General features: G+C 44.5%; 12 protein-coding genes, 1 tRNA gene and 1 other RNA gene. 3 read left to right on the top strand and 11 right to left on the bottom strand.

The window, feature by feature from the left end:
* Positions 1-47 precede the first annotated feature (47 nt).
* From nadB to nadC, 3 genes are all read right to left on the bottom strand, one after another.
* Positions 48-1646, bottom strand: a complete 1599-nt coding sequence (nadB, locus tag AC3WVG_RS05380) for an L-aspartate oxidase (RefSeq protein WP_488797144.1) — start codon at positions 1644-1646, stop codon at positions 48-50.
* A complete protein-coding gene (nadA, locus tag AC3WVG_RS05375) occupies positions 1646-2662 on the bottom strand; it encodes a quinolinate synthase NadA (protein WP_488797143.1) in 1017 nt (338 codons plus the stop codon). Before nadA ends, nadB begins: the two co-directional genes overlap by 1 nt.
* Positions 2663-2727: 65 nt before the next feature.
* Positions 2728-3585 carry a carboxylating nicotinate-nucleotide diphosphorylase gene (gene nadC, locus AC3WVG_RS05370; protein WP_488797142.1) on the bottom strand — a complete coding sequence of 286 codons (858 nt, stop codon included), beginning with the start codon at positions 3583-3585 and terminating at the stop codon, positions 2728-2730.
* Positions 3586-3703: 118 nt separating this feature from the next.
* Here nadC and mgtE point away from each other — a divergent pair, with 118 nt between their 5' ends.
* The 3 genes from mgtE (at position 3704) to AC3WVG_RS05355 (ending at position 6686) form a co-directional block, all read left to right on the top strand.
* Entirely contained in the window at positions 3704-5047 is a 1344-nt protein-coding gene (mgtE, locus tag AC3WVG_RS05365) for a magnesium transporter (RefSeq protein ID WP_488797141.1), read from the top strand.
* 112 nt (positions 5048-5159) lie between these two features.
* A complete protein-coding gene (locus AC3WVG_RS05360) occupies positions 5160-5774 on the top strand; it encodes a CDP-alcohol phosphatidyltransferase family protein (RefSeq protein ID WP_488797140.1) in 615 nt (204 codons plus the stop codon).
* A gap of 60 nt (positions 5775-5834) precedes the next feature.
* A complete protein-coding gene (locus AC3WVG_RS05355; RefSeq protein ID WP_488797139.1) occupies positions 5835-6686 on the top strand; it encodes a pseudouridine synthase in 852 nt (283 codons plus the stop codon).
* A 40-nt stretch (positions 6687-6726) separates the two neighbouring features.
* Here the strand turns inward: AC3WVG_RS05355 and ffs are convergent.
* From ffs to AC3WVG_RS05315, 8 genes are all read right to left on the bottom strand, one after another.
* Positions 6727-6822: signal recognition particle sRNA small type (gene ffs, locus AC3WVG_RS05350), an RNA gene on the bottom strand.
* 157 nt (positions 6823-6979) lie between these two features.
* Positions 6980-7071, bottom strand: a tRNA-Ser gene (locus tag AC3WVG_RS05345).
* A 243-nt stretch (positions 7072-7314) separates the two neighbouring features.
* Positions 7315-8079 carry an enoyl-ACP reductase FabI gene (locus AC3WVG_RS05340; protein WP_488797138.1) on the bottom strand — a complete coding sequence of 255 codons (765 nt, stop codon included), beginning with the start codon at positions 8077-8079 and terminating at the stop codon, positions 7315-7317.
* A 9-nt stretch (positions 8080-8088) separates the two neighbouring features.
* Positions 8089-8982: a phosphoribosylaminoimidazolesuccinocarboxamide synthase gene (locus tag AC3WVG_RS05335; RefSeq protein ID WP_488797137.1), complete on the bottom strand. Its 894-nt coding sequence runs from the start codon at positions 8980-8982 to the stop codon at positions 8089-8091.
* A gap of 49 nt (positions 8983-9031) precedes the next feature.
* Positions 9032-10339, bottom strand: coding sequence for a histidinol dehydrogenase (hisD, locus tag AC3WVG_RS05330; protein ID WP_488797136.1), 1308 nt, complete (start codon positions 10337-10339; stop codon positions 9032-9034).
* A 708-nt stretch (positions 10340-11047) separates the two neighbouring features.
* Positions 11048-12784 (bottom strand): ABC-ATPase domain-containing protein, encoded by a 1737-nt coding sequence (locus AC3WVG_RS05325; protein WP_488797135.1) that lies wholly within the window; start codon positions 12782-12784, stop codon positions 11048-11050.
* A 133-nt stretch (positions 12785-12917) separates the two neighbouring features.
* A complete protein-coding gene (locus AC3WVG_RS05320; RefSeq protein WP_488797134.1) occupies positions 12918-13352 on the bottom strand; it encodes an arsenate reductase ArsC in 435 nt (144 codons plus the stop codon).
* A 14-nt stretch (positions 13353-13366) separates the two neighbouring features.
* Positions 13367-14308, bottom strand: coding sequence for a cation diffusion facilitator family transporter (locus AC3WVG_RS05315; RefSeq protein ID WP_488797133.1), 942 nt, complete (start codon positions 14306-14308; stop codon positions 13367-13369).
* Positions 14309-14547 lie beyond the last annotated feature (239 nt).

Raw genomic sequence — 14547 nt, 5'->3', positions numbered from 1 at the left:
GTTTTTTTGTTTAATTTTGAGAGGTTGTGCAGTTATTATGAGTTTAACTATTTTTTCTTATAAGGTCTATCTTGGCGGAAGTGACAACCTGTACTTTGTTCATTCCGCATTGCTGCAGTGGTTATGATATAAGCTGCCTGACAACCGTGGAAAAGATCAACTAGAGGTTTGGATATGGGTGTTTCACGGTAAAAATCATGCAGCCGTTTATTTAAGTTGCGTAGGTCTTCAAAGGCCCGTTTTAGTCTTGATGAAGTGCGTACTATGCCCACATAGTTCCACATGGTGTGTTTGATAGTAGCCCAGTCTTGGGCTATGAGAGCAGGGTCTTCGTTTTGCTCATTGCCTGGAAAACGCCAATCAGGTATAGATTCCTGAATTCTTTGACTTAACCTTGTTCTCTGGCCGTATCTTTGGCCAATATCTTGGCCAATACTATAGCCCCATAACAAGCCCTCTAACAGTGAGGTGCTGGCGAGCCTATTGGCACCATGTACTCCAGTGCAAGAGCACTCGCCACCAGCATATAAGCGGTCAATTGTTGTCCGGCCGTGCAGATCTACTAATATACCGCCACAAAAATAATGGGCAGCGGGAACGACCGGTATTGGCTCCTTGGTAATATCAATACCTATTTCTAAACATTTTTTATAAATGGTGGGGAAGCGTTCCTTTAAGTCTTTATTAATGTGCGAAGCAGCATCCAGATATACACAATCCTCACCATGTTTAAGCATTTCTTCAATTATGGCCCTGGTAACAATATCTCTCGGAGCCAGATCGCCTCTGGGGTCATAGATGGACATGAATGGTTTGCCTTGGCTATTAATTAGTTTTGCGCCCTCACCGCGTACCGCCTCGGAAATGAGAAATTTTCTTTCTGAGCGGTGAAATAGGGCTGTGGGATGGAATTGGACAAATTCTACATTCATTATCCTGGCTCCTGCCCTATGAGCCATTGCCAAACAAGAGCCAATGGATGAAGCCGTATTGGTCGTATGTAAATAAATCTGACCGATGCCGCCGGTGGCCAGGACAGTAAAGTCAGCAAGTATCGTCTCAACAGTATTTGTCTGGTTATTTAGGACATAGGCTCCAACGCATTGGTTTTTTAAATGATATTTAAATTCTAGTCTGGTACTGTGGTGGTGCGAGGTCAAGAGATCTATGGCTGTGCGGTCGGTAAGAACCTTGATTTGGGGGTTAGCCACAACTTTTTGGGTTAGAACATCCATTATGGCTCGACCGGTATAATCGGCACAAAAGAGGATTCTTGCCTGACTGTGGCCACCTTCTTTAGTTAGATAATGTCGGCTGGGATCATTAAGTTCAAAAGGAACCTTGAATTTGTCAATGAGAAGATCCTTAACCACTTCCGGGCCTTTGCGGCAGAGATAACGTACTGCTCTCAGATAGTTGTGATTCCATCCGGCTGTGAGGATATCCTTCTCCAAAAGTTTTGGGTTATCGTTTTCTGAGCGATAAACTATGCCACCTTGGGCCAGAGCAGTGTTCCCATCGTCAAGAGTTTTGCCTGCAGTAACAAGCAGTACCTCCACACCGAATTCTGCTAGGGTCAGGGCGGCTGTACATCCGGTAATGCCAGAGCCAATAACGAGAACTTGTGTTTTTAATCTACTGGACATTAACTACAAACCTCGAGCATCTTTTCTAAAGCTTTGCGAGCAAGTACGGCTGTGTCATCCGAAACAGTAATTCTACTTTCTGGATTCAGATTTTTTAGAGTGTATAGAAGATTTTGTTCGGTAATTTTAGCCATGTTGCTACATAAACTGGGAATAATGGGTAAAACTTCTTTTTGACCCCGATATTCATTAGCCAGTCTGTGGACCAGGTTGTCCTCAGTACCCACATAGATTCGTGTCCCGGGTTCTGCCTCCCGGACATATTTGATAATGAATGAAGTAGAGCCGCTGGCATCAGCAAGGGCAACAACATCAGGATCGCACTCTGGATGGACTATTATTTTGGCCTCGGGATCGGTTTCTCTTATACGCTTAAGCTGCTCAGCTTTAAAGCGAAAGTGTATGGCGCATACACCAGGCCACAAAAAGAGTTTTTTGTCTTTAATCTGTCCAAAGTTTACATGCTTACCCTGGCTGCGGATATCGACTGTGACAATTTCGCTGGGAGAAAGGCCCAGGATTTTGGCCATGTTTTGGCCCAGGTTTTTATCCGGTAAAAAAAGCACCCCATCCCCTTGATTTAAAGCCCAGGCAAGCATTTTTGGGGCATTGGCCGAGGTGCATACAGAGCCGTTGTACTTTCCGCAAATCGCCTTCACTTCGGCAGAAGAATTGACATAGGCCAAAGGTATTATTTTTTTCCCTTCCTGGTTTAAGCTAAGCAGGATTTTTTCTACCAGGCTGGCGGGGGCAGTATCAGCCATCACACAACGGGCGTCTAAAGCCGGCAAAAAAACCATCTGATCTTTTTGAGCCAGGATGGCTGCTGATTCTGCCATAAAATGTACACCGCAGAAAACAATATATTTTGCTGTAAGTTCTGGAATCTTGCGGGCTAGCTCCAGTGAATCCCCTTTAATGTCAGTGTATGCAATAATATTATCGTTTTGGTAGTGATGTCCTAATATGGCCAGGTCTGGCCCTAAATTTTTTTTAATTTGCTCAATTTTGTTCATATGTGTAACTCCTCCTTATGAGTTGGGATGGATCTATGGGGTCGCCCTGAGTTCTAAATCACGAATCAAGAATCAATTTGCATGCTGAAATCCGCTGCCGGTGCGGAAAGGGTAATGGCCCCGGTAGAAATATAAGTTGGTTTTAACCTAGCTATTCTGGAAATATTATCTAAAGTAACTCCACCGCTTATTTCCGATTCAATGTGTTCAGGAATAAGTTTTAAGGCTTCCTTCATTTCTTTTTCTGTCATATTATCGAGCATGATCCTGTTGGCCTCGGCCTGAACTGCTTCTTTGACCTCAGCTAGTGTGCGGCATTCTACTTCTATCGGGGGGCAGGGGGTAAGGGTTTGTCTTAGTTTTTGTACGGCTTGAAGTATACTGCCGGCCTGATCAATGTGATTGTCCTTGAGCATTAGCATTTCAGTGAGATTGAGGCGGTGATTTTGACCTCCACCTCTCAGGACTGCGTACTTTTCTGGATAGCGCAGGCCTGGCAAAGTTTTGCGTGTATCCAGCAAGGTCACTCCGCTACCAGCAATTTTTTGACAAAACTTGTGAGTTAAATTGGCTATTCCTGATAGGTGACAGATAAAGTTTAAAATTACTCTTTCTGCTTTTAAAAGTTTATATGCCAAACCATGCATGATGGCAATAATTGTCCCTTTTGGCACAAATTGACCTTCTCGGACGATGAAAGAATATTTTGCAGGGCCTGGAATATGGTCAAGAATTAAAGGTATAATGGGGAGGCCAACTACTATAGTATTCTGTTTGGCCACTATTTTGGCTGTTAAATGGTTGTCTGTTCCGAACAAACTTTTGGATGTTAGATCTTCTCCATCTTCCTCCAGGCTTAGAACAATGATTTTTTTTAAAAAACTAAGAGCTTCTCCCTTAAAAAAAGAATTGAATATTTCCATAATATATTCTCCCTAAATTTTTTTGTTAAGGGAGGGGTGCGTTTTCGTCAAGTTAAGCAGTTGATATTCGTTTATTTTCTTTGACGGTCAGGCTTTTTTGATATAACTCAATTCAGTTATGAAGAAGCAGGACCAGGATTTATCTCCACGCGTTAAGGGCGTTGATTATCAAAAGGTAGATTGGCCATCGGCCAGCTTTGATAATCTCCACCCGGCAGATGCAGCCGACCGTCTGGAGAATCTCTCTCTGGATGAACAGCTTGAGTTGATCAAGGGGCAGTCTCCTGAAGATGCGGCGGCGTCTATTGTGGAGATGGAAAAGCATGATCGCACCCCGCTCTTGAGCAAGTTGCCTCCTGAGCTTGCCGCTGACATTCTGGAGGAGATGTCTCCTGATGACGCGGCCGATATTCTGGATGAGCTGGGAGATGAAGTACGCTCGATCATTCTGAGAAGGATGAACCGCGAAGACGCGGCTCTGATTAATGATCTTTTAAAGTTTGATCCGGACACGGCCGGCGGTGTAATGAACACCGAGATCCTTGTTCTGGATCAAGATCTGACTGTTGACCAGGCTATTAAACTTATTCGTTCGGGCGTAGAAGAAATTGAAGTCCCTTATTATGCCTATGTGGTTGATGAATACAGGCATTTAAAGGGAGTTCTGTCCTTGCGGGACTTGTTGCTCAGCCCTCCGGGAAAGAAACTCAAAGAGCTATTACATGAGCAACACCTTATTTATGTTCCTTATAATGAAGATAAGGAAGAAGTAGCCAGGCTCTTGAGTCGCTATAACCTGCTGGCTATTCCAGTCGTGGACCATGATCAACGCATACTCGGTATTGTCACTGTCGATGATGTTATTGATATCATTCAAGAAGAAGCCAGTGAAGATATGCAAACCATGGTCGGTGCCGGCTCGGATGAAACTGTTGATTCTCCCTGGCAATACTCGGTAAAAAAGAGAATCCCCTGGTTGATAATAAACCTCTTTAACTCTGCAATCTCCGCCTGGGTTGTTCACCTGTTCGAAGGAACTATTTCTCAGATGGCCATGTTGGCTGTGCTTATGCCCGTAGTGGCAAATCAGGCTGGAAATACCGGTCAGCAATCCCTTGCAGTCATGATCAGGCAACTTGCCCTGGAGCCTTTTGAACGCCGTAAAGTTTGGAAGGCTGTTTTGAGAGAAGCACGTATTGGTCTGGTTAATGGGTCGGTTATTGCTTTTCTTATATTTTTGGCTATTGTAATTTTGACTAAGAATGTTAGTTTAGCCATGGTTATGGCCATGGCCCTTTTTCTGGACATGTTTTTGGGTGCAATAGCCGGGGCGTCGATACCTTTGTTGCTTAAAGAAATTGGTCGTGACCCGGCTCAGGCTTCTAGTATCTTTCTAACAACCTTGACTGACAGTGCAGGTTTTTTTACTTTTTTAGGACTGGCGGCATTGCTTTTAAAGTAATGTAGTTAAAAAGTACATAACTGTACAGATAGGAGTTGCGAGTAGTTTGTTTATTATATTCATTCCAATTATTGTTCACGAAAAGGAACAGCGAAGCTAACAGGAGGAAGGAATGGACTGGAAAAATTGTTCATTAACTAAAACATATTATGCGTGGATGGATAGTTTGATTCTTCCCTGGTTGGAAAAAAATAGTTTTACCCCAAACAGGATTACAGTCTCCGGACTAATCTTTTCTATTTTTGTTCCCCTTGGCTTTTATGCCCATCCTTTTTGGGGCTTATTGCTTTTGCTTTTATCTGGCATGGCCGATAGTCTGGATGGCTTTCTGGCCCGCGAAAATGGCAACCAGACAAAAATTGGCGCGTTGTGGGATTCCGCCTCTGATCGGGTAAGTGATGTCTTTTATTTGATGGGCTTTTGGGTTCTTTTCTGGCAACAAGGTAAATGGATAGCTCAGGCAAGCATGGCCATGTTTATAGCTATTCTTCTTTGTGTTTTAATAAGCTATATAAAGGCCAGGGCCGAATGCCTGGGGGTAAAATGTGATGTCGGAATCATGGATAGGACCAGTAGAGTAGTGTATCAGCTTGGTTGGGCACTTTTATTACTTATTCTGCCTGGTGCCAGAGAAGGTTTACTGTGGATTGGCTTGGTTTTGTTCATTGCCCTGTGTCTTTTGACTGTTGTTCAACGTGCAGCAGAAGTTTATAACAAATTGAAATAGTAGAGGCACGGACTATCCGTGCCCGATGCTTTGCCCCGCCTTGGCGGGGTTTTGTTTTTTATGCGTATAAAAATTAACCCGGAAAATTCTGGCAAGCGCCTTGATGCTTTGATAGCTGAGCTTTTGCGTATAGGCCTGCGCCAGGCCAGAAAACTTATTCAAGAGGGCAGGGTAGTTGTTGATGGCTCGCAAAGGCCAAAAGGATATAAGTTGTTGCCAGGCCAGGAAATAAGAATCAAGGAAAAGTCTTTTAAACATAATGGAATTCATGAACCAGTAATTGAAATTGTATCCTCAACTACCCATCTGGCGGCCCTGAACAAGCCTCCATTTATGCACTCGGATAAAGGCAAGGAAAGCCTTAGTGTCCGGGATTTACTTCCTTCCATATTTTCTCAAAGTGAAGCCTGCCTCTTAAATCGTCTGGATTATTTGACCAGTGGTATTTTGATGGTAGCCTTAACCGAAAAGGGCCGTAATATCTATAAGCAGGCCCAGGAAGAGGGCAGGGTGGATAAATTTTATCTGGCTCTGGTCCAGGGGCAATTAGTCGAGCCTGTTGTAGTCAAAAAGGCTATTGACGCGGCTAAAAGAAAGAAGGTTAAGGTTTTAGGCAGGGAGTCAGAAAGTTTTTTACGATTTACCTGGATTTATCCTTTGAAATTTTTTTCAGCTAAAAACCAGACCTTGGTTAGAGTCAGGATACTTAAAGGTCAGAGGCATCAAATTCGGGCGCATTTTAGTTTCTTGGGCCACCCCATTGTTGGAGACCCATTGTACGGACAGGTAGTCGAGCCCGGTGCCAGAATGTATTTGCACCACTATAAAATTCGCATGCCTGGCTTTCAGGCCTGTAAGTGGCCAGACTGGTGTGGAGTGGAGTTAGAGGATTTTTTATCCGAAGAAGGTTGAATGGGGCAAAAAATAGGCACGACACATATATGTGTCGTGCCTATTAGGGAAACCAGGCACCCAAGGGCAACTGTTACCGCTGCTCCCTCTCGGGCCTGACGGGGTTAGCAGCGCCCTTGCCACCTGGCTCCCCTGTTTTTTTAAGGAATGAAGTTAAGAAGTTGTTGGAAAATAAGAAGTTAGGTGAAATAGTAATTTCATAGAAAATATTTACACCTTTTCAGCTATTTTCTCATGCCACCTGCGTATTTTCCTAACTTCTTAATTTCTTATCTTCTCATCTTCATTTTTAATGGCGGAGAGGGAGGGATTCGAACCCTCGGTACCGGGTTAGGGTACACACGATTTCCAATCGTGCCCCTTCGGCCAGCTCGGGCACCTCTCCGCAAGAAGGTGACTTTTTTAACTAAAAAGAGCTTGTCTGGCAAGAGATTTATTGCTGTAAACAGCAGAAAAGTAGAGTTCCCCGGATTTGGAATTTATTTTTTTAATGATCGCGTTTTTTATCCTGCCAACTGCAGGACTTGGAACTTGGGCCTCAGCCGTGAAGCCCAAGTTTGGGGAAAACAAATTTGACTACTATTATCCAGACAACAAAAACAAGTCCTAATACTAATAAATCTTTCATTTAAATCCCTAAGATATTGTAACCTGAGTCTACGTAAAGAACCTCGCCTGTCATCCCTGCAGAGAGGTCTGATGCAAGATAGAGGGCGGTTTTGCCTACATCTTCCTGAGTAACATTGCGGTGCAATGGTGCCTTTTCTTCAATGGTTTTTAGGATGGTTTTAAAACCGGAAATGCCTGTTGCGGCCAAGGTTTTGATTGGGCCGGCACTAATGGCATTGATGCGCACGCCTTTTTGACCGAGGTCCACAGCCAGATAGCGTACAGAAGCTTCCAAGGCGGCTTTGGCCACGCCCATGACATTGTAGTTCTTGATGACCTTCTGGGAACCATAATAGGTTATGGTCATCACTGAAGCATCATCGGAGAACATAGGCTCAAAGGCCTGGCAGAGTCTGACAAGAGAGTAAGCAGAGATATCCAGGGCAATCTGAAATCCCTTGCGTGATGTATCTATAAAGCGTCCTTGGAGGTCTTCGCGCTGTGCGTAGGCAACTGAATGAACCAGAACGTCAACTTTTCCCCATTTTTCCTGAACCAGATCGGCTGCGGCCTGGATTTGGTCATCTCTACTTACGTCGCAGTCGAAAATAAATTCGCTTTGAAGTTCGTCACTGATGGGCTCAACTCTTTTTTTCAGGGCCTCGCCCAGGTAGTTGAAAGCCAACCTGGCTCCATTTTCTTTAAAAACTTTGGCAATGCCGTAAGCAATACTTCGATTGTTGGCAACACCAAAGATAAGTACTTTTTTGTCTTTTAAGAGCATGTTTTTCTCCTAAAAAAGTTCTTTTCCGGTTAGTAATTTATAGGCTTGGAAATACCTGGCCTGAGTCTGCTCAATTATTTCCTGGGGCAGGCTAGGTGCTGGTGGCTGTTTATCCCATCCACTGTTGCTTAGCCAGTCACGCAGGTATTGTTTGTCAAAGCTTGGTTGCTCACGGCCCGGTTTATATTCTTCTTTCGGCCAGAACCGAGAGGAGTCAGGGGTCAAAACTTCATCAATGAGCAGGAGTTTATTGCTACTTAGGCCAAACTCAAATTTGGTATCGGCAATAATAATTCCTTTTTCCAGGGCATAATCTCTGGCTCGTTCGTAAATGGAGAGAGAAATTTCCTCGACTTTTTTAACCAGGCCTTCACCTACCCTGGCCTTGGCCTGTGCCAAGGTAATATTTTCATCATGTTCGCCAATATCTGCTTTGGTGGATGGTGTGAACAGAGGCCTTTCAAGCTGCTGTGATTTTAAAAGGCCAGGGGGGAGTTTATACCCGCAGAGCTGGCCGGTTTGTTCATAGTCCCGCCAGCCAGAACCTGTAATGTAGCCGCGGACAATACACTCAATGGGCAGGGGCTTAGCCTTTTTGACCAAGACTGCTCTGCCTTCCAACTCATCTTTGTAATTTTGCAAAGCCTCGGGGAAATCTCCCACTTCGGCAGTAATAAGGTGGTTAGGGACGATATCCTGCATCATCTCCATCCAAAACAGGGTGATTTGGTTTAGAACCACCCCTTTAAATGGTATGGGATCAGGCAAGACCACATCAAAGGCACTCATACGGTCTGTGGTCACAATGAGCAGGGTTTCCTGGTCTATTTCATAAATGTCACGGACTTTGCCGCGAGAAACTAAAGGAAATTCTTGAATATTTGTTTTGGTGACAACTTTCATTTGTATCCTTTTCTGTTGTTGAGTTGAAACCTGGATAAAATTTTACCTTCTAACCCTTGAACCTTTTCTCTACACTCCTGGCATGGGCTTCCAGTCCTTCAAGCCTGGCCAGGCGGGCAATTTTCGAACCGTGTTGTTGAATATAATCCTGGTTTGTATAGATGACACTTGATTTTTTGTAAAAGGTGTCCACGGACAGGGCAGAGGAAAATCTGGCGGTGGACATGGTTGGAAGTACATGGTTGGGGCCGGCAAAATAGTCTCCCACAGGCTCCGGACAAAAGTGGCCCATGAAGATGGCCCCGGCATTTTTCACCTGTCCCAAAACAGACCAGGGTTCAGCAATACATAATTCAAAGTGTTCAGGCGCAATGAGATTGACGACTTCAAGTCCTTTAGAAATATCATCGACCAGGATAAAGGCCCCCCAGTCTTTTAAGGAAGTGCCGGCAATCTCGTTGCGGGGTAGAGCCGGAAGCTGCTCTTCCAGTTCTGAAACAACTTTGGCTATAAGTTCCTGGCTGGGAGTGACCAGGATACATGCCGCCAAAGGATCGTGCTCAGCCTGGGACAACAGGTCAGCAGCCAGAAAATCGGGACGGGCTGAATCATCTGCCAGGATGGTGATTTCGCTTGGTCCGGCAATCATATCTATACCTACCAAGCCAGCGACTAATCGCTTGGCCGTGGTTACATAGATATTTCCAGGGCCGGCAATCACATCCACGGCAGGGACAGACTGTGTGCCAAAGGCTAAAGCAGCAATGGCCCAGGCAGATCCTACCTTATAGATTTTATTTAGTCCCAAGATATGAGCAGTGGCCAGAATATATGGATTTAACGAGCCGTCCTTTCTCGGTGGGGAGACAAGGACAATCTCCTTTACTCCTGCAACTTGAGCTGGAATGGCATTCATTAAAAGAGAGGAGACAAGCGGTGTTTCTCCGCCCATTCCGCCCGGAACATATAGACCGGCTCGTTCAACCGGAGTGTAAATCTGGCCCAGTATTGTGCCATCATCTGCCAGGTCATACCATGATTTTTGTTTTTGTTTTTCGTGAAAAGCCCTGATCCGGTCAGCAGCTTCCTTGATGATGGTCAGGTCATTTTCCGGAACTTCGGCCACGGCATTTGCTGTCTCTTTATCGTCAACCTTTAAATCTTCAGGACCGAACTCAGGGGAGTCAAACTTCCTAGTATATTCAATAAGGGCTGCATCGCCTTTATCTTCAACATTATCCAGAATTTCGCGTACTTGCTGGTCCACTGAGTAGTCAGGCCTGGATCTTTTTTGTAGCCAGGTCTTGATTTTGGCCCAGTCGCCTTTGTCTTTAAACTGAAAATGGTTCTTAATCACCTTTTTGCCCCGTTGTTATACAGAAGTTATACGATTATTGTCTATTTGTTAGTCTTGATCGTTGATAGCTAGCTAGTAACTTGCTGGCAGTCACTTAGTCAAGATTGAGCCTTTATCTATAAAATTTAAATTTTTGATAGAATAAAGGGTTGCTCCCCTTCGCTTACCTGTTGGTTGAAAGTAAATCTTTTTAAATAAGCTAAGAAGACAGGAAGTCAAGGAATTAAAGAGCCTGTGGCCGAACCTTTATATCAACTCAATTTCTATAGTTTATTTCAGTCTTGATTTCTTTCATGCTGGTACAAAGACTTGGACCCATCTAAATCTTGCTTGCGGACAGAGCATAATGGGATATTTTAGGTAAACAAATCTTCTTTTTATTACCGATAGTTATGTCAATATCGCAAAATATTTAGCCCATTCCTTCCGATGCTCTGTATTTTCCGCAAGCTTCCCTAAGATGGGTTACCCAAGCCGTTTGTAATGCATTTCAGAAACCAAGACTTTCAATCAGTGTTTAAAATAGGGTTTGGCCATAGGCTCTAAATAAGATGATAAGTTGCGAAGAGTACTATCCAAAATTTAATCAGCAGTCTTATAACCAGAGAAATATCAATAGAGATAGTTGATGGGAGTGTTATCCATCAGATACCTTTTCAAAAATTGAACTTCCTAAGTCCGCACTTTTCACTTCCAGCTTTCCCTAGATCATGAAAATGAAGAGGCCTTTGTCTGTTCTACTTTCAGGTTCCGAAATCGGTTTATGGCGGCCAGGATCTCTTGTTTTCTGGGCAGAGCCAGGTTGCCGGGATGCTGACCGTGAAAAGAAGAGATTACATCCAGCCCCTGACTGGAGATATCATTTAAGACCTGATCAGTGACCTGACTTAGTGTTTTCTTGTCGTCTACATAATGCCTGTCCATGTAGCGAATAATTTCTGCTATGGCATTGGTCTGGCTGGGGTGGATGAGCTGTTCGATAAAATCTAGTTCGATGCTTTGCCGGCCAACAATGATGGTGGTTAAACCTTTGGCTTTGATTTTATCTCTAGGTCCAAGTTTAAAGGAATCCTTTAACAAAATTCGCTGCGTAATCTCTTTTAAAGGCTTTTTTTGCTCCTGCCTGCGCAAATTTTTATACCTGTCAGCGATTTCTTTGGCCTTTTTCGTCACATCCAGGGCTTCATAGTTTTGCATCATGATGACTCTGTCGGCCACGTCAAAATAGTCTCCTGAGCCTCCCAGGACCAGGATGGTTGATACGGAAAAGCTGGTCAAAAGTTCACGGATTCGGTCAACAAAGGGAGTAATTGGCTCAAATTCTTTGGCCACGAGCATTTGCATGCGACCATCTCTGATCATGAAGTTGGTTGCGCTCGTATCTTCATCCAAGAGTAAGAGGCTGCTTCCGGCTTCCAGGGCCTCAACAATGTTTGCTGCCTGGGAGGTGCTTCCGCTGGCATTGGAAGTAGAGAACGATTCAGTGCTCTGGCCGCCTGGAAGGTTTGAGATAAAAGGGCTTATGTCTGTCTTGATTACGCTGCGTCCGTCTTCGGCCCGAATCTTCATGGCATCGGGCACAGTGACGACCAGTTCCCGGCCATCGTCCGGGATATGATTGTAAACACCTCTTTCAATAGCCTTTAGCAAGGTGGATTTGCCGTGGTATCCCCCGCCAACGATTAGAGTCACCCCGGCGGGAATGCCCATACCCTTTACCTGGCCCTGATTGGGAAGGTTAAAGCATACTTCCAGTTCCTTCGGAGAGATAAAAGGGACGGCCTTTTCTCTGGGAAGCGGGCGATCACTTATGCCGCTTTCCCGGGGTAGAATAGAGCCGTTGCCAACAAATGCGACCAGGTTTTTCTCTTTTAGTCCGGCCCTTAAAACTTCCTGGTCTTCTGCTACCTGAATATGCCGGGCAAGTTTTTGGGCGTTAAGATTTATGTAGATGAGGGAGTTTTCAACGATTTTAGGCAGAAGGACAAAGAATATTTTTTCTGCCTGCCTGGCAAGAATTTTTCTGCCTCTGGCCGGTAGGCCGACTGTAAACCTGGGCTCTACTGTATCTTTGTCCACTCGCATGGACGTGCGTTCTAAAATTTCCTGCCCGGGCCTATCAATGAGAATCAGTCCACTTGTACCTGTACCTGAACTTTGAGAGAGTTTATGGGCTGCGGTTGCAAAAGCGCGGGTTAGAAAGTCCTCCAGAGCAATGCGTCTTGGCTTCGTATTGAAAAAATTTTCCGGAAAACCTGCGATTTGTTGATTTAATTCTATGCGCATCCTGCTTGGAGGAGCAAAGGGATCACTCTGAACATGGTCGATGTGTAGAATAAACCTGTTCAGGTCATAATGACCCTGAATTTCCTTGTAGGCTTTGTATCCCCGACCATCAATGCGGGCCAGGATGTCTTGCAGATGAAAGGCTGGTTTGGGTTTCATTAGAGTAACTCCCGTTGTGAGTTTTAAGTCGGGTAAGTTGAGTAAGTTGGGTGAGTTGAGTGAATAGCCCCGGTTAAAACTTCGCAGTGTTCTGGTTCAGTGTCAAATAAAATAAGGTGAAGGAAACAGAAAGCTAAAGCTCAAGAGATTCTGGCATCCCCTCGACAAATTGCTTTATTTCATCTCTGACCTTGCGATAATATTTTAGCGCCTCTTCTTCATTATTGGCATTCCTGGCCAGGCTTGGCGGGTCGTCAAATGCGCGGTGGATCTTTTTAGCCGGGCCGGGGAAAACCGGACAGGTTTCATGGGCATGTGAGCACAAGGAGATCACATAATCGAAGTCTTGGCAGTCCAGTTCTTCTATCAGTTTTGATTTATGCCCGCTTATATCCACTCCGGCCTCAGACATCACCTTTACAGCCAATGGGTTCAGGCCGTGTTTTTCCACTCCAGCAGAACAGGCCTCAAGCACATCTGACTTTAGCTTTTTCGCCCACCCTTCGGCCATTTGACTGCGGCAGGAATTGCCGGTGCATAAGAAAAGGATTTTTATTTTTTTATTCATAGTTACCTCAAAACTTACACATGACTATGTTCACCATGTTTTTCTCTTTTGGGCCTATGTATGGGGCAGAGTAGAGCTTTGGGGTCGCAGGATTGGTGTTCAAATTCAAGGACTGCGTGCTCGATACCAAATTTTTCGTGTAAGATGTGCTTAATCTTTTCCTTTAAGGGTGTTATCCGAGACAATTCCTGGTCCTGTACCTGAACATGGCCGGTAAAGGCCAAAAGTTTTGGGCCCACGGTCCACACATGCAAATGGTGCACACCGAGAACTCCGGGGATTTGCTCCAGGGCACCTTGAATGGCCTCAAGCTCAAGGTGATGAGGGACTCCTTCCATTAAAATATGTACAGCTTCCTTGAGGAGTGACCAGGAACTTTTAAGAATGAATAAAACAATGCCTATGGATAAGAGCGGATCCAGCCAATACCAGGGTTTAAAAAGGATGATCACGCCGCTTATGAGTACAACCACGGAAACGAGCATATCTCCGAGCATGTGTAGAAATGCCCCGCGGAGATTGATATTTTCTTTGGCGCCTTTAGACAGGAGCAAAACCGTAAAGCCATTTCCAAAAACCCCTACCAGGGCCATGGCAGCCACTAAAAATCCCGATATTGGCTCAGGATTTTTGATGCGGTTGAAGGCTTCCCAGAGGATGAATAAACATGCGCCAAAGATAAGGGACGTATTAATCACGGCAGCAAAGATTTCCGCGCGGCGAAACCCAAAGGAAAATTTTGGCGAAGGTCTTTTTTGGCTAATCCGGTAGGCAATATAGGCAACTAGCAGGCCGGTACAATCGCTGAAGTTGTGTATGGCATCAGAGACAACCGCCATACTCTGGGCCAACATTCCGCCAATGATCTGCAAAATAGGAATAAGCAAATTAATAGCCATGCTCCAAAGCAAGACTTTACCTGTTGCCTCTTCCAAATGATGGTGATCATGAGCCATTTTTAGCTATCCTTTATTGTTTCCGTTGTTTTTTAAAAATATTTTATTCAACTTTCGGAGTTAATATACAAGCCCATTTTCTTCAATACTAACAAAGAGTTGGACACATCTAAAGCTTGCTTGTCCCGCACCCATTTTGAGCTCGTTATAGATGAGGTAAATTTTTTACTTTTTCAAAAAAACAAGATTTGTAAATAAAAGTTACCGCTTACAAAGTGGGTGCGGGATGCATAAAGGGG

It is taken from the genome of Desulfovulcanus sp., from assembly GCF_982781345.1.
This window is presented reverse-complemented; position numbering and strand designations above follow the sequence as displayed.

What these genes read in the sequence shown, in the direction of transcription:
- mgtE (WP_488797141.1), top strand. Translation starts at nt 3,704, where the DNA reads ATGAAGAAGCAGGACCAGGATTTATCTCCACGCGTTAAGGGCGTTGAT.
- AC3WVG_RS05325 (WP_488797135.1), bottom strand. Translation starts at nt 12,784, where the DNA reads ATGAAACCCAAACCAGCCTTTCATCTGCAAGACATCCTGGCCCGCATT.
- nadB (WP_488797144.1), bottom strand. Translation starts at nt 1,646, where the DNA reads ATGTCCAGTAGATTAAAAACACAAGTTCTCGTTATTGGCTCTGGCATT.
- AC3WVG_RS05315 (WP_488797133.1), bottom strand. Translation starts at nt 14,308, where the DNA reads ATGGCTCATGATCACCATCATTTGGAAGAGGCAACAGGTAAAGTCTTG.
- AC3WVG_RS05335 (WP_488797137.1), bottom strand. Translation starts at nt 8,982, where the DNA reads ATGAAAGTTGTCACCAAAACAAATATTCAAGAATTTCCTTTAGTTTCT.
- AC3WVG_RS05320 (WP_488797134.1), bottom strand. Translation starts at nt 13,352, where the DNA reads ATGAATAAAAAAATAAAAATCCTTTTCTTATGCACCGGCAATTCCTGC.
- AC3WVG_RS05360 (WP_488797140.1), top strand. Translation starts at nt 5,160, where the DNA reads ATGGACTGGAAAAATTGTTCATTAACTAAAACATATTATGCGTGGATG.
- nadC (WP_488797142.1), bottom strand. Translation starts at nt 3,585, where the DNA reads ATGGAAATATTCAATTCTTTTTTTAAGGGAGAAGCTCTTAGTTTTTTA.
- nadA (WP_488797143.1), bottom strand. Translation starts at nt 2,662, where the DNA reads ATGAACAAAATTGAGCAAATTAAAAAAAATTTAGGGCCAGACCTGGCC.
- AC3WVG_RS05355 (WP_488797139.1), top strand. Translation starts at nt 5,835, where the DNA reads ATGCGTATAAAAATTAACCCGGAAAATTCTGGCAAGCGCCTTGATGCT.
- AC3WVG_RS05340 (WP_488797138.1), bottom strand. Translation starts at nt 8,079, where the DNA reads ATGCTCTTAAAAGACAAAAAAGTACTTATCTTTGGTGTTGCCAACAAT.